This window comes from Pseudomonas mandelii (assembly GCF_900106065.1).
Taxonomy (GTDB): Bacteria; Pseudomonadota; Gammaproteobacteria; order Pseudomonadales; family Pseudomonadaceae; genus Aquipseudomonas; species Aquipseudomonas mandelii.
Genome location: NZ_LT629796.1, coordinates 5,458,505 through 5,475,853 on the forward strand (window position 1 = coordinate 5,458,505; position 17,349 = coordinate 5,475,853).

Consider the following 17,349-nt stretch of genomic DNA (forward strand, 5'->3'; position numbering starts at 1 on the left):
GGGCAAGGTTGCGGAAACTGACGAAAAGATGCGGATATGGTCCAGAGAGGAAGGAGCAAAATTCCCAAACCCCAGAAACGACAAAGCCCTGATAAATCAGGGCTTTGTCGTATAAATATGGCGGAGGCGATGGGATTCGAACTCATGGACCTGTTACAGTCGACGGTTTTCAAGACCGTTGCCTTAAACCACTCGGCCACACCTCCGTTTGCGTTGCGGGCGCCATAATACCTGAATGAAACACACTGTCAAACTCTCTGCATGGCTTGTTACAGAGCGTCTGTTATGATCTTTGCGACTGAACGTTTCAAACCAACAGGAGTGTCGCCATGCGCGAACAGGATTACGCAGTTAATAACAGCGTGCAGGTTGAGCAGCTAGAGGTTAGCCGCGTCCTGCGCAACACATACGGCTTGCTCGCTCTCACCCTCGCATTCAGCGGCGTGATGGCGTTCGTTGCTCAGCAGATGCGTGTCGGCTACCCGAATATTTTCGTGGTGCTGATCGGCTTTTACGGGCTTTTCTTCCTCACCAACAAACTCCGTGACTCGGCCTGGGGCCTGGTGTCGGCATTTGCCCTGACCGGTTTCATGGGTTTTCTGCTTGGCCCGATCCTCAACCGCTACCTGGGCATGCAGGGCGGCGCTGAAGTTGTCAGTTCGGCATTCGCGATGACCGCGCTGGTGTTCGGTGGTCTGTCGGCTTACGTGCTGATCACCCGCAAGGACATGAGTTTCCTTGGTGGTTTCATCACCGCAGGCTTCTTTGTACTGCTGGGTGCGACGCTGGCGAGCTTCTTCTTCCAGATCAGCGGTCTGCAACTGGCGATCAGCGCAGGTTTCGTGCTGTTCTCCTCGGTCTGCATTCTGTTCCAGACCAGCGCCATCATTCACGGCGGCGAGCGTAACTACATCATGGCGACCATCAGCCTGTATGTATCGATCTACAACCTGTTCGTCAGCTTGTTGCAGCTGTTCGGCATCATGAGCCGCGATGATTAATCGCAGGCTCTAAGTAAAAAACCCGCTCAGGCGGGTTTTTTATCGCCCGGAATTCGGGCTCATTCCGTGATGATAATGCTGCCATCGGCCTGCTGGCGGTAGATGGTATAGGGCAGGAGCAACGTATCGAGGGCGCCGGAAATGACTGCGTCGATAAGGACAATGGCCGGAGCACTGTCATGCACCTGTGCATCCCGTCCTTTTTGCAGGGGAGCATAGAGCATGCAGAAATCGTAAGTCACGCCGCTGTAGATACGGGGAACGGCACCGCAGTAACTTTTGTACTCCTTGAGACTCTTCGAAGCCACTTCATCCCCGCGCACAACTGTTTGAACCGTGCCGCAGCCGGCGAGCAACAACGTCGCGAGTAAAACCACCTGAATTTTCATACCGCCAATCCTTAGCCGGAAAGCGGTCAATTTACGCGTTTCCAATCAAAACCGCACTCACGCCATCGGTGGCAAGCGGCGTTTGACCGGGGTCTTCTTGACGATGGCGGTGTTGGTCTCCGCGTGGGTGTTGAGGCGATCGAGCAGGGTGTCCAGTTGCTCCATCGAGCGCACATGCAGGCGCGCGATGAAGCAGTCATCGCCGGTGACTTTGTCGCACTCGGTGAATTCCGGGATGGCCTGAATCTGCCGTTCGACTTCCTGCAACTGGCCCGGCAACGGGCGGATCCGCACGATGGCCTGGAGTTGATAGCCAAAGCACTTGGGGTCGATTTCGACGGTGTAACCTTTAAGCACACCACGCTCTTCGAGTCGCCGCAAACGCTCGGCAACGCTGGGCGAGGACAGGCCGCTGATCTGCGCCAGCGCCTTGAGCGAGCGGCGTGAGTCGTCCATTAATGCGGTGATGAGCACTTGGTCGATGTCGTCGGTCATGGCAAGTCCCCTGTTAGGCCTTTGGCTGAATACGCCTTGATAAAAAAGGCAAAAACCGAGTTTAGCCTGCTTTTTGCGCTGGAGATGCCCTTGGACGGATTGGCATAATTTGGCCTCAATCACAGGAGTCTGATGATGGACAAAAACATACGTCGCGGTTCATTCGAAATGACCGCCGCCATGCTGATTTCCGGGACCATCGGTTGGTTCGTGCTGGTGTCCGGGCAGCCCGTGCTGGACGTGGTGTTCTGGCGGTGCGTGTTCGGCGCCGGCACGCTGTTGTTGATCTGCGCGGCATTCGGCTTCCTGCGTCCGGGCATTCTGACCCGCACCACCTTCCTGCTGGCAGTGCTCAGCGGGGTCGCGATTGTCGGCAACTGGGTGTTGTTGTTCGCCTCTTATTCCCGTGCCTCAATTGCCATCGGCACGGCGGTTTATAACGTTCAGCCGTTCATGCTGGTCGGGTTGGCGGCGTTGTTTCTGGGCGAGAAGATCACCCTGCAAAAACTGTTCTGGCTGGGCATTTCGTTTCTCGGGATGCTGGCCATTGTCAGCGCTCATGGCGAGCAGGGCGCAGGTGGCAACGATTACCTGATGGGCATCGGTCTGGCCTTGGGGGCGGCGTTTCTGTATGCGATTGCAGCCCTGATTATCAAACACCTGACCGGCACGCCACCGCATTTGATTGCCCTGATCCAGGTCAGCACCGGGGTGCTGCTGCTCGCGCCATTTGCGCACTTTTCAGCGTTGCCGCAAGCACCCAGCGCCTGGGCCAGCCTGGTAACGCTGGGCATCGTCCACACCGGCGTGATGTATGTGCTGCTGTACGGCGCGATTCAAAAACTGCCGACGGCATTGACCGGGGCGTTGTCTTTCATTTACCCGATTGCGGCGATTTTCGTTGACTGGTTTGCCTTCGGTCATCGCCTCGAACCGCTGCAGTGGGTTGGTGTTGCCGCGATTCTGCTGGCTGCCGCAGGCATGCAGCAGGGCTGGGGGTTGAAGTCTCGTCGGGCGGTCACACAATAAAACGGGCGTCAGATGTTCCAGCGCGGCGCGGTCTTCGCCAGTCGTTGGCGCATCTCGCCGATGTTCGAAGCGAACTCGCGCATCAATAATTGATAGCCGTCCAGCGGGTTGTAGACCGGTGCTTCAAGACTTGAATCAACCGGCAAATCGATGGGGCGACTGAGTCGCTGCGATGCGCCGGTTTTCAGCGCCCGGGCCATGCCGATCAGCTGCACGCGAATCTGCCGGTGTTCGGCTTTGAAACTCGATTGCAGATGCGCCATGGCGTCGCGATCCTTGGAGTCCGGCCGGGTGTTACCAAGGATTTCCAAGGTGCTGACGCACATTCGCAAATGACGCTGAATCGCATCGAGTTCGGTCATGGAAATCTTCACTTCCTTGGACACCGACGGCATCAGCGAACGCAATTGCACCATCGACGCGTTCAGGCGATTCATCAGCTTCAGGTGTTCGTCATCCGAGACGGACTGACCATCAATAATGCGTCCATAAATCGTCGCACAATCGCGCAGCGAGCTGGCCAGGTTGTAGCGCCAGGAAAAAACCGCATACGACGGCAGGGCGAAAGAAAAGGCCAGTGCCAGGGCCACGCCAATCAGAATGTCCACTGCGCGCCACAGTCCGTCGGAGATTAGGTTGTCGCCATGCCCGGCGACAATAAACACCGTGATCCCCGCCAGCAGCGCGGTGTAACCGCCCTTGCCGATGGCGTGATACGAGAAAAACCCGCACACCGCCGACATCACAAAATAGGTCAGCCAAGGCATCCCGAGCCAGGCCTGTTGCGCCACCAGCAGCAGGCCGATAGCGGCGCCGATCAACGTACCGATGGCACGCTCGGCGGCTTTTTTGCCGATGTTGCCGTGGTGCTGCAAACCGCCGATCACCACCAGCATCGTTACCGACGCCCACTCACCGTGGGGCAGGTTGATGCCGGTGGTCAGCATGATCGATGCCAACAAGCCGAGCGACACGCGGACCGCATGGATCAGCTTGGCGTAGCGATAGCGCCGATACGGGTCCAGCAACGGACGCAGTAACCGGCGCAGCAGCGGTGGCAGTCGATGGGCTCTGAACGTGTTCAGGCTCGGTGTCCTCAGAAGATGTAATCGGTGGTCAGGAAGCTCGAACTGCGTCCGCTGATGATCTCGCTGATGAGTTCCTTGTTGGTTTCCTGGAACTTGGTCGCGACCAGCGTCCTGATCGAAAATACCCGCAGCGCATCATGCACCGACAATGTGCCTTCGGCGGAGTTCTTGCGGCCGTTGAACGGGTAGGTGTCCGGGCCGCGCTGGCACTGGGCGTTGAGGTTGATCCGGCCGACCTGGTTGGCAAAGGTGTCCACCAGCCGACCGACCGCCACCGGGTTGGTGCCGAAGATACTCAACTGTTGGCCGAAGTCCGATTCCAGGACGTAGTCGATCACCGTATCGAGATGCCGGTAAGGCACGATCGGCACCACCGGGCCGAATTGTTCTTCCTGGTAGACGCGCATCTGCGGCGTCACCGGGAACAGCACCGCCGGGTAGAAGAACGACGCGCGCGCTTCACCGCCATTTGGATTGACTACGGTGGCGCCTTTGCTGACTGCATCCGCGACCAGCGAGTGCAGGTAATCGACCTTACTCGCTTCCGGCAGCGGCGTCAGCGCAACACCACTTTCCCATGGCATACCCGGTTTCAGAGTGGCCAGTTTGGCGTTGAATTTCTCGATGAACGACTCGACCACGTCTTCATGGACGAAAAGGATTTTCAGGGCGGTGCAACGCTGACCGTTGAACGACAGTGAGCCGGTCACCGCTTCGTTGACGGCGTTGTCCAGATCAACCTCCGGCAACACGATGCCCGGGTTCTTCGCGTCCAGGCCCAGTGCCGCGCGCAAGCGGTGAGGTTTGGGGTGGAGTTTTTTCAGGTCGCTGGCGGCTTTATTGGTGCCGATAAACGCAAAGATATCGATCTTGCCGCTGGCCATCAGTGCGCTGACGGTCTCGCGGCCGCTGCCGTAGATCACATTGATCACCCCGGCCGGGAAACTGTCGCGAAAGGCTTCCAGCAGCGGCCGAATCAAAAGCACACCCAGCTTGGCCGGTTTGAACACCACAGTGTTGCCCATGATCAGCGCCGGAATCAGCGTGGTGAAGGTTTCGTTCAGCGGGTAGTTGTAAGGCCCCATGCACAAGGCGACGCCCATCGGTACGCGGCGAATCTGCCCCAGGGTGTCCTGTTCCAGCTCGAAGCGGCTGGAGCGACGGTCGAGTTCCTTGAGGGCATTGATGGTGTCGACGATGTAATCGCAGGTGCGGTCGAACTCTTTCTCCGAGTCCTTGAGGTTCTTGCCGATCTCCCACATCAGCAGCTTGACCACCGCCTCACGCTGTTCGCGCATGCGGCCCAGAAACGTTTCGACGTGCTGGATGCGTTCGGCCACGCGCATGGTCGGCCACAAACCCTGGCCCCGGTCATAGGCGCGGACGGCGGCGTCGAGCGCGGTCAATGCGGTTTCTGCATCGAGCAGCGGCGTGCTGCCGAGGATCACTTGTTCATCGCCATTTTCGCCGGTCAGGTACACCGGGCTGCGGACTTGGGCGAGGGGGCCGGACCAGGTTTTCAGTTCGCCGTCGACCAGGTATTCACGCTGCTCGGTCTGACCGTCGAGGCGGTATTTTTCCGGGATGTCGCTTGAGTCGGGAAACAGGTTGCCAAGGATATGTGCTGTGGTCATGTCGCTACCCCGTCTGGATTGGGTGATGAACTGATGAATCGTTTTAGCAGACCTCGGCCTCGCTTGTCATGACTCATCTCATCGTTCGGCGGTTCAGGGTTTTCGATCGTGGAATGGCCGGCACCGTCGGTCATGGCCCAGATGCCCCTCTGGTTGGCCCCCAGAGGGGGGACCTCACGAGAGGACGGCCATGCGGGCCATTCGAGTCTCTGAAAAGCCTAGCCTTTGTTTGGTGTTGATGGGCGGCGTCTTGCCGGCGCTGCTCAGCGGTGTTAACGATAAGCCCCAGCGCGTTTCGCAATCAGAGCCCAGCGCGATTTCGCCGTGTGGGGAAGGATGCCAAAGCCACACAAACCCTCGTGCTCCGGTTAAACTCCGTGCTCTTTTTCAAGGAGTTCATATGAGTTACTACCAGCCGGGCATTCTCGCCACCCCCGTTCCGCCTCAAGCCCGCCATATGTTCTTCGCCCTCGAATCCGCCGAAGCATTGCCGGCCGCGCTCGACAACTTGATGCAACTGGTGGACGGAAAATCGGCGGTGGTCGGCTTCGGTGAATCCCTGGTCAAGGCGCTGCATGCACAGATCGATGGCCTGCGACCGTTTCCGGCGCTGACCGGCGTTGGCGTCGACAACCCGTCGACCCAACACGCGCTCTGGTGCTGGCTACACGGCGTCGACCGCGGTGAACTGCTCAATCGCAGCAACGCCATCGAAGCCGCGCTGGCACCGGCCCTGCGCCTGGTGCAGATGAACGAAACCTTCCGCCACATGACCGGCCACGACCTGACCGGCTACGAAGACGGCACCGAGAACCCGCACGACGAAGCCGCCGTGGCCGCCGCGTTGTTGGGCGAGGGCGCGGAAGGACTGGTCGGTGGCAGCTTCGCCGCGATCCAGCAGTGGCAGCATGATCTGAAAGGCTTCCACGCGATGCCGTCCCAGGAAAAAGACAACATCATGGGCCGTCGCTTGAGCGATAACGAAGAACTCGATGACGCGCCGATTTCCGCCCACGTCAAACGCACCGCCCAGGAAAGCTTCGCCCCTGAGGCGTTCGTGGTCCGTCGCTCGATGCCGTGGATCGAAGGGGACCGCGCCGGCCTGATGTTTCTGGCGTTCGGTTTTTCCCTCGACGCCTTCGAAGCCCAACTGCGGCGCATGAGCGGACTGGAAGACGGCATTACCGACGGTTTGTATCGCATCAGCCGCCCGATCACCGGCGGCTACTACTGGTGCCCGCCACTCAAGGACGGCCATCTGGACCTGCGCGCCTTGCGCATCGGCTAAGGATAAGGAGAGAACATGGACGTAGCGCGCTGGGGCATGATCGGTTGTGGCAGTGTCGCTGAACGCAAGAGCGGGCCGGCCTTTTACAAGGCCCCCGGTTCGGCATTGGTGGCGGTGATGGGGCGGCGGCTGGACGCGGTGACCGACTACGCCGCACGTCACGGCATCGCCCGGGTTTACACCGATGCGCAAGCGCTGATCAATGATCCTGAGGTGGACGCGGTGTACATCGCCACGCCACCCGACAGTCACCACGCCTATAGCTTGCAGGTCGCCGCAGCCGGCAAACATTGCTGCGTCGAAAAACCGATGTCGCTGAATGCCGGGCAAAGCCGCGAGATGCAAAAGGTCTTTGCCGACGCCGGACTGCACCTGTTCGTTTCCTATTACCGACGTTCTCTGCCGCGCTTTGCGCAAGTGCGGCAGTGGCTGGAGGAGGGGCGGATCGGTGAGGTGCGGCATCTGTCCTGGACGCTGACCAAGGCGCCTTCACCGAACGATCTGGGTGGCGCCGACAATTGGCGCACCGACCCGCTGATTGCCGGCGGCGGCTACTTCGCCGACCTGGCCAGTCATGGCTTCGATCTGTTTCAGTATTTGCTCGGGGATATCGTCGAAGTCGCCGGTTTTACCGCGCGGCAGGCCGGTTTGTATGCCGCCGAAGACGCCGTCAGCGCCAGTTGGCGGTTTGCTTCGGGTGCCCTGGGCATGGGCTGCTGGAATTTCGTCGCCGACCGCCGCGAAGATCAGGTAGAACTGATCGGCAGCCAGGGCCGGATCAGTTTTTCGGTGTTCGATGAGCACCCGGTGCGACTTGAGGCGGATGAAAATCTCAGCCTGCACATCGACCATCACGAGCACATCCAGTGGCATCACGTGCTGGGCATGAACGCGCATATCCGGGGCGAAGCGCAGCATCCGGGGATGGCCGAACACGCGCTGAAAACCGACTGGGTGATGGACCAGATCCTCAAGCGCACCTGAAATTTAAGCTTCAATGCAATCCTGTGGGGGTCAGAAGGATTTGCTCAGGCTTGCTACTACGGTCGCGGTGCAGACATCTCCATAACCCCAATTACTGACGCACTGGCTTTTCGACAGGTCAGTATCGATGTAACTCAAACCCAGCATCACACCGGCCAGTTCGTGGGACAGTTTGACCTCCCATTCGCGGTACGAGTCTTCGGCCTGGCCTGACATCGAGTAAAGGTGCGGGTCCTTGAAATCCATGTTGCCGTATCGCAGTTTCAGACCGGTGTCGTAAGGCAACTCGGTTTCGTAGCCCACGTAGCTGTACAGCGAGCTCTGCTTGCTGTCGATGCCTGGCGCATCCGCGGAGTAGTAGGCCGCCAGCTTCACGCCATAAGCGCTGAGGATTGCGTAGGTCTCACCCTGGTTAAACTGACTTTCCCTGGGGTAAGCGTATTTGAGATAGCCAAGGTCCAGGCTGACCGCATCGGTCGCTTGCCAGAGCCAACCGGCGTAGTAATCGACTTCCTGTCGGGTCTTCAGACCGCCGCCGAAATCGACGTTTGAACTCCATGCGCCGAGGTACAGGCCGCTGCTGTGGGCCAGGGTCAAACCGGCCTGCACCGCAGGATCATTCTGGGTTTGCGAAATGCCACGGGTGCGGTAGTCGCTGGCCAGGGTCAGGTCGACCAGTAGGGCGAAATCGTCATTCAAGGGCAGCGCCTGACTGCTCAAGGGAAGAAGGCTCAAGGAACCGAGGGCGAACAGGGTGAAAGCTTTCATGGGGTGCGTCCCGTTATTGTGATTGTTATGGGCAGATTTTTTACGGCAAGGCTGCGCCGAACCCCGGCGACAAACGCGGGGGGCGGGCAGTGGTTTCAGATGATTTTTCTTAGAGCGTCGGTGCGTAGACTTCGCGACCGGCGAACCAGGTTTGCAGCACCTGGGTGTCATGCAGGGCTTTGTTGTCGACGCTGAACACGTCGCGGTCCAGCACGATGAAGTCGGCTTGCTTGCCGGGGCTCAACGAACCGATCTGCTTCTCCAGGCCGATGGTGCGCGCAGCGTTCAGGGTGTAGGCATACAACATCGTTTCGCGATCGATGCGCTCATCGGCGTTCAGCACGCCCAGCGGGCCTTCCCGGGAGATGGCCTGGGCCATGGCGTTCCATGGATTGGGAGAAGACACCGCCCAGTCACTGGCGCCGGCGATAGTCGCGCCCTGTTTGAGCAATGAGTGCGCCGGGTATTGGTAACGGAAAGCGAGCACACTGACATACGGCTTGATCATGTCCAGGGTGTACTCGTCGGCGCTGGCCCACAGCAGTTGCATCGAGGCGATGACGTTGAGCGGTTTGAACCGCGCGAACTCTTTCGGGTTGACCATTTGCAGGTGGGTGATCGAGTGGGTCACGCCGCTCTGGCGGTCCTTGCGCGCCTGGGCGATGCCGTTCAGCGATTCACGCACTGCGCGGTCGCCGATGGCATGGATGTGCACCAGCCAGCCGCGCTGATCGATGGCACTGACCAATTCGCCAAAGTGCTTCGGATCGATCAGCAGTTCACCCTGTTTGTGCGAGTTGCTGTACGGATCGATCATCGCCGCGCTCTGCGCCGGGTATTCGATCACGCCGTCGGCGAAGATCTTGACCCCGGGCAAGGTCAGGTTCGGGATGCCCTGGAATTGCTGGCGGACCTTGTCCAGGGTGTCGAGATCGGCCGGCACGCTTTTCGGATTGGCCACCAGCAGTGCGGCGACGTGGGCGCTCATGCCGCCGCTTTCGGCCAGCGCTTTGTACACCGGCAGCACGCCGACGGTGTTCTCCGTGGGCTTGAGCGCGAACACGGGTTCGCCGGGTGCGGCGTTGGCGGCGGGGTCCATCCACGCGGTGATGCCCAGGCTGTTGTTGTAGCGCACGGCGGATTGCGCGGCTTTCAACATGTCGGCGGGGCTCGGCACCGGCATCTTCGAGGCGACGCGATCCCAGCCGGCGTCCACCAGAAAACCGTTGGGGCTGCCATCGGCGAGTTTGCCGATCGTGTCTTTCTCGGCGTCCGGCAATGACTTGAGCAGCGCCGCATCAATCCCGGCGCGTTCGAGCATCACGTTGTTGGCCCACGCGGTGTGGTGATCGCTGCCGGTGAACACCACGGGCACCTTGGCCCACTCGCCAACGTTGAATTTCTGGCCAAAAGCTTCGGCCTGGGCCCAATAAGCCGAACTCATGCCGGCCACGCCCAGCACATCGCCATGCCTGGCCTTGCCGTCATTGCGCCAGGCTTTCAGGCGTTTTTCCAGTTCGTCGAGGTCGACCACCTCGTCTTCCATATTGGCCGAGGTCATTTCCAGACCGCCGAATATGGCGTGGGAATGACTGTCGATCAGGCCGGGCATCAGGGCTTTTCCGCCGAGGTCGACGACTTTGGTGCCCGACGCGATCAGAGCCTTGATCTGCGCATCGCTGCCCACTTGCAGCACTTTGCCGTCCTGCACCGCCAACGCCTGCACCTTCGGTTGCGCGCGGTCGGCGGTGAAAATCTTGCCATTGAACAGCACCAGGTCGGCCGCTGCCATGGCTTCCATCGAGGCAAAACTGACGGCGGCCATCAATAGATTCGGGATGAATCTTTTCATTGAATGTTTCCTTGTTATTGCGTCTGATGGCCAGATTAGTGGCTTGTCACGGCCAGCAGAACGCCTCGCTCACGAAAAACGTTTTTGCCTGAATGGAAAAAGAATGGACAAGTTGGGTGCATTGAAAATGTTCGTGGTCACGGCGCAACTCGGCAGTTTCAGCCGCGCCGCCGAGCAACTGGGCAAGACCCCGTCGGCCCTGACCAAAGCGGTCAATCACCTCGAAGCGGAGCTCGGCGCCCGCTTGTTCGAACGCAGCACCCGACGGATTTTGCTGACCGAATCGGGTCGTCTTTATCTGGAAACCGCGCGCCAGGTGTTGCAGCGGCTGGAGGAGGCCGGCGAGGAAATCGAGCAGTTGCAGCATGGCCTGCGCGGCAACCTGAAAATCACCGCGCCGCTGGCGTATGGGCAGGCTTTTCTCGATCAGGTGTGCGGCGGTTTTCTGGAGCAATACCCGCAGATCAACCTGCAAGTGGACCTGTGCGATGAGTTCGTCAACCTGTTGGAAAGCGGCTACGACCTGGCGTTGCGCGAGGGGCATGACGATTTGCCGGGGTTGATTGCTCGCGTCGTCGGCAGCAATCGGCTGGCGTTATGCGCCAGCCCTGAATATCTGGCGCGCAAGGGGTTGCCGGTCACGCCGGACACCCTCGATGACCACGAATGGCTGCTCTACCGTCATCCGTTGCTCAGCCGCGAGTTCTGGTGGGCCGAGCGCGACGGGCAACGATTGAGCCTGGCGCAACCGCAATCACCACGATTGCGCAGTGACAACTACGACCTGCTGCTGGCCAACGCACTGGCCGGACGCGGTTTGCTGCACACGCCGTTGTGGAGTGCCGCGGCGTACATCGCCGACGGGCGGCTGGTGCGGGTAATGGCCGATTACGACATCGATCCCGACAGTTTTGGCTCGTACATCCTGGCGGTGTACCCCAGTCATCGGCGGGCAACCGCCAAAGTGCTGGCCTTCATCGATTACATCGCAGGGTTTCTGGCGTCACGTGGCTTGAGCTGACTGGCGGTCCTTGCCAGGAAAATGCCGAAAGAGTACAAATGTACTCCATGACGACTTTAACTCCCCGCCGTACCGCCATCCTGACCTTTATCCGTGATCGAATCGCGGAGCACGGTCAATCCCCGAGCCTCGCTGAAATCAGCGAGGCATTTGGTTTCGCCTCCCGCAGCGTGGCGCGCAAGCATGTGCTGGCGCTGACCGAGGCCGGTTTTATCGAGGTCAACCCGCATCAGGCCCGGGGCATTCGTTTGCTCGGGCAACCGGCGCGGCCCGAATTGCTGGACATCCCGGTACTCGGGCGGGTCGCGGCGGGTGCGCCGATCGGTGCCGATGCCGAAGTGCACAGCCGCTTGCTGCTCGACCCGTCGATCTTCTCGCGGGTGCCGGACTACATGCTGCGGGTCCAGGGCGACTCGATGATCGAGGACGGTATTCTCGACGGCGACCTGGTGGGCGTACACCGCAATCCCGAAGCGCTCAACGGTCAGATCGTCGTGGCGCGGCTCGACGGCGAAGTCACCATCAAGCGTTTCGAGCGGGTCGGCGATGTTGTCCGGTTGTTGCCACGCAACCCGGCCTATAAGCCGATCATCGTCGAGGCCAATCAGGACCTGGCCATCGAAGGCGTGTTCTGCGGTCTGGTGAGGCAAGGGTGATGGGCGCCGTCGTTGCGTTGGATACGCTGTTCAATGGCGGCCAGGTCTGGAAGGGCCGGCCTGCGCCACCATCTGTCAGCCCGCAACCGACCGGGCATGCCGCGTTGGACGCGGCGTTGCCCACCGGCGGCTGGCCGGAGGCGGCGCTGACCGAAATCCTCCTGGCCGGGCAGGGCGTTGGCGAGTTGCAACTGGTGTGGCCGGCCCTGGCACGGCTGTCGGCGGCGGGCGAGCGCATTGTGCTGGTGGCGCCGCCTTACGTGCCGTATCCCCAGGCCTGGCAGAACGCCGGGGTCGATCTGCGCCAGTTGTCGATCATCCAGGCCAGCGAGCGCGATGCGCTGTGGGCAGCGGAACAATGCCTGCGTTCGGGCAGTTGCGGCGCGGTGCTGTGCTGGCCGCACAAGGCCGATGACCGGGCGCTGCGACGCTTGCAGGTGGCGGCCGAAACCGGCTCGACCCTGGCGTTCGCCTATCGCTCGATCAACGAAGCCATCAACCCTTCGCCTGCGGCGCTGCGCATCGCCATCGATGCCCGGCCTGCACAGTTGCGTGTGCTCAAGTGTCGGGGCGGACTGGCGCGTTCGGCGCCGATTGCCTTTCCCGTGGGGCATTGAGGTTGCCATGCGCTGGGTGTGCATTCTCTTCCCGCAATTGGCGCTGGACGCGGTACTGCGTCAGCGCCCCGATCCCGATGAACCGTTGGCGCTGCTGACGGGCCCGGCACAGCGCCGGGTGTTGCAAGCGGTCAACGCTCCGGCGCGGGCGCTGGGTTTGCGCCCGGGGCAGTCGATGACCGCCGCCCAGGCCTTGAGCAAAAGTTTTGTCACGGCCGAATACGATGTCGCCGAGATCGAGCACTGGCAACAGTTCCTGGCGGCGTGGGCCTATCGGTTCAGCTCTCAGGTTAGCGTGCATTACCCGCGTGCCGTGGTGTTTGAAATCGAATCCAGCCTGGGGTTGTTCGGGCCGTGGCCGCAGTTCGAGGCGCGGTTGCGTGCCGAGCTCGGCGAACTGGGCTTTCGGCATCGGATCGTCGCCGCGCCCAACCCGGTGGCTGCGCGGGTGTTGGCCAATATGTATGACGGCCTGGTGGTGCCGGACGATCAAGCCTTGCGCTATCACCTGGGGCAATTGCCGGTTGACCGGATCGCCCTGGAACCGGCGGTGGCCACGGCGTTGTCGCGCATGGGGTTGCGCACCTTGAGCCAGGTTCAGGCGTTGCCGCGCAACAGCCTGGCGCGACGTTTCGAGGCCCAAGTGCTCAAGCACCTGGATGCGCTGTTCGGCGAGCGGCGGCTGGCGCTGGCGTTCTACCTGCCGCCGGACCGGTTTGATGTGCGCATCGAGCTCAACTTCGATGTGCAATCCCATCAGGCGTTGTTGTTTCCATTGCGTCGCTTGACCGGCGATCTGTCGGCCTTCCTTTGTGGCCGGGACAGTGGCGTGCAGCGTTTCGACCTGCACCTGGAACACGCCGGCTTGCCGGACACGCTGATCAAGGTCGGCCTGCTCAGCGCCGAGCGCGATCCGGCGATGCTCTTCGAACTGGCCCGGGGACGGCTGGAACAGGTGCAGGTCGAGGCCCCGGTGCGCGGTTTTCGGCTGCGCGCCGAAGACCTGCCGAGCTTCGTCCCGCAACGTCAGGAACTGTTCGACGACCGTCCGCAGCAGACCTTGCCCTGGGAGCAACTGCGCGAACGCTTGCGTGCACGGCTCGGGGATGACGCGGTGCATGGCTTGCGTTTCCAGGCCGATCACCGGCCAGAGTGCGCGTGGCAGGCGCGGGCCGACAAACAACTGTGTGCGGGATTGGCGGGCGTGCAGCGTCCGGGCTGGTTGCTGACGGAACCGCAGGCCGTACACGAAGGCTCGACACGGATCCTCATGGGGCCGGAGCGCATCGAGTCCGGCTGGTGGGACGGCGACGACGTGCGCCGCGATTACTACCTGATCGAAACCCGTTCCGGCCAGCAGGGCTGGGCCTACCGTGCGGTGGGTGAGGGTGGCCCGCTGTGGCTGCAAGGCTGGTTCGCATGAGCGTCGAGTATGCGGAGCTGCACTGCCTGTCGAACTTCAGTTTCCAGCGCGGTGCTTCCAGTGCCCTGGAATTGTTTCAGCGGGCGAAAAAACACGGCTATCAAGCGCTGGCGATCACCGATGAATGCACCCTGGCCGGCATCGTCCGCGCTTGGCAAGCGGCCAAATCCGTGGAGCTGCCGCTGATTATCGGCAGTGAAGTGCGCATCGAGAACGGTCCGAAGCTGGTGCTGCTGGTGGAAAACCTTGAGGGTTACCAGACCCTGTGTCGGTTGATCACCCGGGCGCGGCGCCGCACGGAGAAAGGCCAGTATCAGGTGCTGCGTGAGGACTTCAGTGAACCGATGCCGGGGTTGCTGGCGCTGTGGGTGCCGGACACGGTCGATGATTTTGCCAGCGGTCATTGGCTCAAACAGACGTTCACCGATGGCCTGTGGCTGGCGGTGCAGTTGCATCGCGGGCAGGACGACACCCGGCGACTGGACGCGCTGTTGACCCTGGCGCGGGAACTGCGGATTCCTGCGGTGGCCAGCGGCGATGTGCACATGCACACCCGTGGACGGCGCGCCTTGCAGGACACCATGACCGCGATCCGTCATCACCTGCCGGTGGCCGAGGCCGGGTTGCGGCTGCATCCGAACGGCGAGCGGCATGTACGCAGCCTCGATGCCCTGCAATCGATCTACCCGCAAGCACTGCTCGATGAAACGCTGACCATTGCCCGGCGTTGCACCTTCGACCTCGGCCAGTTGCGTTACCAGTATCCCCGCGAGCTGGTGCCGCAAGGCCAGACGGCCACGTCCTGGCTGCGGCATCTGACCGAAGAGGGGATTGCGTGGCGCTGGCCGGACGGCCCGCAAGCCAAGGTGCTGGTGCAGATCGACAAGGAGCTGGAGCTGATCGCCGAGCTGGGCTATGAAAGCTACTTCCTCACGGTGCACGACATTGTGCGGTTTGCCCGTGAACAAAAAATCCTCTGTCAGGGCCGGGGTTCTGCCGCGAACTCGGCGGTGTGTTTTGCCTTGGGCATCACGGAAATCGACCCGGACCGCACCACGCTGTTGTTCGAACGCTTTCTCTCCAAAGAGCGCAATGAACCACCGGACATCGACGTCGATTTCGAACACGAGCGCCGCGAGGAGGTCTTGCAGTACGTGTTCCAGCGTTATGGCCGGACCCGCGCCGCGCTCACGGCAGTGGTCAGCACCTATCACGCGGCCGGCGCGGTGCGCGATGTGGCCAAGGCCCTGGGTTTGCCACCGGATCAGATCAACGCCCTGGCCGATTGCTGCGGCCACTGGAGCGATGCAACGCCGCCCGTGGAGCGCCTGCTTGAAGGCGGTTTCGACCCCGAGAGCCCGGTGCTGCGCCGGGTGCTGAGTTTGACTCAGCAACTGATCGGTTTCCCCCGGCATCTGTCCCAACACCCCGGCGGTTTCGTGATTTCCGAGCAGCCACTGGACAGCCTGGTGCCGGTGGAAAACGCTGCCATGGCCGAGCGCACCATCATTCAGTGGGACAAGGACGATCTCGATGCGGTGGGGCTGCTCAAGGTGGATATTCTGGCCTTGGGCATGCTCAGTGCGATCCGCCGCTGTTTTGATCTGCTGCGTCGTCATCGCCATCTGGACTTGAGCCTGGCGACGATCCCCGCCGAAGACGTCCAAACCTACGACATGATCGGCCGTGCCGACACCATCGGCGTGTTCCAGATCGAATCCCGGGCACAAATGTCGATGCTGCCGAGGCTCAAGCCCCGGACCTTCTATGACCTGGTGATCGAGGTGGCAATCGTCCGTCCGGGGCCGATCCAGGGCGGGATGGTGCATCCGTACCTGCGAAGGCGAAACAAGGAGGAACCCGAGGTTTACCCGTCCCCGGCGCTGGAAGTCGTGCTCAAACGCACCTTGGGCGTGCCGCTGTTTCAGGAACAGGTGATGCAGATTGCGATTGTCGCCGCCGACTACAGCCCCGGCGAGGCTGATCAGTTGCGTCGCTCCATGGCCGCCTGGAAACGCCATGGCGGACTGGAACCGCACAAGGATCGGCTGGCCGCCGGGATGAAGAAAAACGGCTATACGGCCGAGTTCGCCGCGCAGATCTTCGAGCAGATCAAAGGCTTCGGCAGTTATGGTTTTCCAGAGTCCCACGCCGCCAGTTTCGCCTTGTTGACCTACGCCAGTTGCTGGTTGAAATGCCATGAACCGGCGGCCTTCGCCTGTGCGCTGATCAATAGTTGGCCCATGGGTTTCTACAGCCCGGACCAGATTCTGCAGGACGCGCGCCGGCATCATCTGCAGATTCGCCCGGTGGACGTGCGCGCCAGTGACTGGGATTGCAGCCTCGAACCGATCACCGGCGCGCAGCCGGCGATTCGCATGGGGCTGCGGATGATCAAGGGCTTTCGCGAGGACGATGCCCGGCGCATCGAAGCGGCGAGGGCAAAGGGTGTATTTGTCGACATCGCCGACCTGGGCGAGCGCGCGCGACTCGACGCCCGTGCCCAGGAGCAACTGGCCGATGCCGGTGCGTTGCGGGGCCTGGCCGGCGATCGTCATCGGGCGCGCTGGGAAGTGGCGGGGGTGCAGAAGCAACTCGGTTTGTTTGCCGGCCTGCCGAGTCAGGAAGAACCTGCGATCTATCTGCCCAAACCCACAGTGGGCGAGGACCTGCTGGCCGACTACAACAGTGTCGGCACCACCTTGGGTCCGCATCCATTGGCGTTGTTGCGTGGTGAGTTGAAAGCCCGACGTTGCCGCAGTTCGAAAGAGCTGATGGAGGTCGAGCACGGGCGACCGGTCAGCGTCGCCGGGCTGGTCACCGGCCGGCAACGGCCGGGCACGGCCAGTGGCGTGACCTTCGTCACCCTCGAAGACGAATTCGGCAACATCAACGTCATCGTCTGGCGCGACCTGGCTGATCGGCAGCGAAAAGTGCTGGTCGGCTCGCAGTTGCTCAAGGTCGATGGCCGCTGGGAAAAGGAAGGCGAGGTGCGCCACCTGATTGCCGGACGCTTGAGCGACCTGAGCCCCTTGCTGGATGGCATCAGCGTGCGCAGCCGCGATTTCCACTGATCCCAACCACTGATCGCGACAGCCAATGCA

At 61.4% G+C, this 17,349-nt stretch carries 15 protein-coding genes and 1 tRNA gene; 9 read left to right on the forward strand and 7 right to left on the reverse strand.

What is annotated here, in order from left to right; translation table 11 throughout:
* Window positions 1–118: 118 nt before the first annotated feature.
* Window positions 119–206 (reverse strand) — tRNA-Ser (locus BLU63_RS25440).
* A gap of 123 nt (window positions 207–329) precedes the next feature.
* Between BLU63_RS25440 and BLU63_RS25445 the strand changes: the two genes are divergently transcribed.
* Window positions 330–1,001, forward strand: a complete 672-nt coding sequence (locus tag BLU63_RS25445) for a Bax inhibitor-1/YccA family protein (RefSeq protein ID WP_010461027.1) — start codon at window positions 330–332, stop codon at window positions 999–1,001.
* A 59-nt stretch (window positions 1,002–1,060) separates the two neighbouring features.
* On the opposite strand, the gene BLU63_RS25450 is transcribed toward BLU63_RS25445, so the two are convergent.
* Together BLU63_RS25450 and BLU63_RS25455 are read right to left on the reverse strand one after the other, a co-directional pair.
* Window positions 1,061–1,390: a YceK/YidQ family lipoprotein gene (locus tag BLU63_RS25450; RefSeq protein ID WP_010461025.1), complete on the reverse strand. Its 330-nt coding sequence runs from the start codon at window positions 1,388–1,390 to the stop codon at window positions 1,061–1,063.
* 57 nt (window positions 1,391–1,447) lie between these two features.
* Window positions 1,448–1,885 (reverse strand): Lrp/AsnC family transcriptional regulator, encoded by a 438-nt coding sequence (locus BLU63_RS25455; protein WP_010461024.1) that lies wholly within the window; start codon window positions 1,883–1,885, stop codon window positions 1,448–1,450.
* Window positions 1,886–2,020: 135 nt separating this feature from the next.
* Here BLU63_RS25455 and BLU63_RS25460 point away from each other — a divergent pair, with 135 nt between their 5' ends.
* Complete coding sequence (locus BLU63_RS25460) at window positions 2,021–2,914, forward strand: DMT family transporter (RefSeq protein WP_077749695.1); 894 nt, start codon at window positions 2,021–2,023, stop codon at window positions 2,912–2,914.
* Window positions 2,915–2,922: 8 nt separating this feature from the next.
* Here BLU63_RS25460 and BLU63_RS25465 read toward each other — a convergent pair whose 3' ends face one another.
* Complete coding sequence (locus BLU63_RS25465) at window positions 2,923–3,942, reverse strand: FUSC family protein (protein WP_174604242.1); 1,020 nt, start codon at window positions 3,940–3,942, stop codon at window positions 2,923–2,925.
* Between the two features lie 68 nt (window positions 3,943–4,010).
* Window positions 4,011–5,636 (reverse strand): NADP-dependent glyceraldehyde-3-phosphate dehydrogenase, encoded by a 1,626-nt coding sequence (locus BLU63_RS25470; RefSeq protein ID WP_010461018.1) that lies wholly within the window; start codon window positions 5,634–5,636, stop codon window positions 4,011–4,013.
* 400 nt (window positions 5,637–6,036) lie between these two features.
* On the opposite strand from BLU63_RS25470, the gene BLU63_RS25475 reads away from it, so the two are divergent.
* A complete protein-coding gene (locus tag BLU63_RS25475) occupies window positions 6,037–6,924 on the forward strand; it encodes a Dyp-type peroxidase (protein WP_077749693.1) in 888 nt (295 codons plus the stop codon).
* Between the two features lie 15 nt (window positions 6,925–6,939).
* Window positions 6,940–7,908 (forward strand): Gfo/Idh/MocA family protein, encoded by a 969-nt coding sequence (locus tag BLU63_RS25480; protein ID WP_083376556.1) that lies wholly within the window; start codon window positions 6,940–6,942, stop codon window positions 7,906–7,908.
* A gap of 30 nt (window positions 7,909–7,938) precedes the next feature.
* On the opposite strand, the gene BLU63_RS25485 is transcribed toward BLU63_RS25480, so the two are convergent.
* Window positions 7,939–8,676, reverse strand: a complete 738-nt coding sequence (locus BLU63_RS25485) for a TorF family putative porin (RefSeq protein ID WP_083376557.1) — start codon at window positions 8,674–8,676, stop codon at window positions 7,939–7,941.
* 109 nt (window positions 8,677–8,785) lie between these two features.
* Entirely contained in the window at window positions 8,786–10,528 is a 1,743-nt protein-coding gene (locus BLU63_RS25490; protein WP_083376558.1) for an amidohydrolase, read from the reverse strand.
* A gap of 103 nt (window positions 10,529–10,631) precedes the next feature.
* Here BLU63_RS25490 and BLU63_RS25495 point away from each other — a divergent pair, with 103 nt between their 5' ends.
* Genes BLU63_RS25495 through BLU63_RS25515 form a run of 5 tightly spaced genes read left to right on the forward strand, consistent with a single transcriptional unit; the run spans window position 10,632 to window position 17,319 of the window.
* A complete protein-coding gene (locus BLU63_RS25495; protein ID WP_010461008.1) occupies window positions 10,632–11,549 on the forward strand; it encodes a LysR family transcriptional regulator in 918 nt (305 codons plus the stop codon).
* A gap of 38 nt (window positions 11,550–11,587) precedes the next feature.
* On the forward strand, window positions 11,588–12,205 hold the full coding sequence (gene lexA, locus BLU63_RS25500; RefSeq protein ID WP_042932007.1) for a transcriptional repressor LexA: 618 nt from the start codon (window positions 11,588–11,590) through the stop codon (window positions 12,203–12,205).
* Entirely contained in the window at window positions 12,205–12,822 is a 618-nt protein-coding gene (gene imuA / locus BLU63_RS25505) for a translesion DNA synthesis-associated protein ImuA (RefSeq protein ID WP_010461005.1), read from the forward strand. The genes lexA and imuA overlap by 1 nt, the downstream gene beginning before the upstream one ends.
* 7 nt (window positions 12,823–12,829) lie before the next feature.
* Window positions 12,830–14,245 carry a Y-family DNA polymerase gene (locus BLU63_RS25510; RefSeq protein ID WP_083376559.1) on the forward strand — a complete coding sequence of 472 codons (1,416 nt, stop codon included), beginning with the start codon at window positions 12,830–12,832 and terminating at the stop codon, window positions 14,243–14,245.
* Window positions 14,221–17,319 carry an error-prone DNA polymerase gene (locus tag BLU63_RS25515; RefSeq protein WP_197678975.1) on the forward strand — a complete coding sequence of 1,033 codons (3,099 nt, stop codon included), beginning with the start codon at window positions 14,221–14,223 and terminating at the stop codon, window positions 17,317–17,319. The genes BLU63_RS25510 and BLU63_RS25515 overlap by 25 nt, the downstream gene beginning before the upstream one ends.
* Window positions 17,320–17,349: the final 30 nt, after the last annotated feature.

Coding starts and splice junctions, on each gene's coding strand:
- BLU63_RS25445 (WP_010461027.1), top strand. CDS start 330: ATGCGCGAACAGGATTACGCAGTTAATAACAGCGTGCAGGTTGAGCAG.
- BLU63_RS25450 (WP_010461025.1), bottom strand. CDS start 1,390: ATGAAAATTCAGGTGGTTTTACTCGCGACGTTGTTGCTCGCCGGCTGC.
- BLU63_RS25455 (WP_010461024.1), bottom strand. CDS start 1,885: ATGACCGACGACATCGACCAAGTGCTCATCACCGCATTAATGGACGAC.
- BLU63_RS25460 (WP_077749695.1), top strand. CDS start 2,021: ATGGACAAAAACATACGTCGCGGTTCATTCGAAATGACCGCCGCCATG.
- BLU63_RS25470 (WP_010461018.1), bottom strand. CDS start 5,636: ATGACCACAGCACATATCCTTGGCAACCTGTTTCCCGACTCAAGCGAC.
- BLU63_RS25475 (WP_077749693.1), top strand. CDS start 6,037: ATGAGTTACTACCAGCCGGGCATTCTCGCCACCCCCGTTCCGCCTCAA.
- BLU63_RS25480 (WP_083376556.1), top strand. CDS start 6,940: ATGGACGTAGCGCGCTGGGGCATGATCGGTTGTGGCAGTGTCGCTGAA.
- BLU63_RS25485 (WP_083376557.1), bottom strand. CDS start 8,676: ATGAAAGCTTTCACCCTGTTCGCCCTCGGTTCCTTGAGCCTTCTTCCC.
- BLU63_RS25490 (WP_083376558.1), bottom strand. CDS start 10,528: ATGAAAAGATTCATCCCGAATCTATTGATGGCCGCCGTCAGTTTTGCC.
- BLU63_RS25495 (WP_010461008.1), top strand. CDS start 10,632: ATGGACAAGTTGGGTGCATTGAAAATGTTCGTGGTCACGGCGCAACTC.
- lexA (WP_042932007.1), top strand. CDS start 11,588: ATGTACTCCATGACGACTTTAACTCCCCGCCGTACCGCCATCCTGACC.
- imuA (WP_010461005.1), top strand. CDS start 12,205: ATGGGCGCCGTCGTTGCGTTGGATACGCTGTTCAATGGCGGCCAGGTC.
- BLU63_RS25510 (WP_083376559.1), top strand. CDS start 12,830: ATGCGCTGGGTGTGCATTCTCTTCCCGCAATTGGCGCTGGACGCGGTA.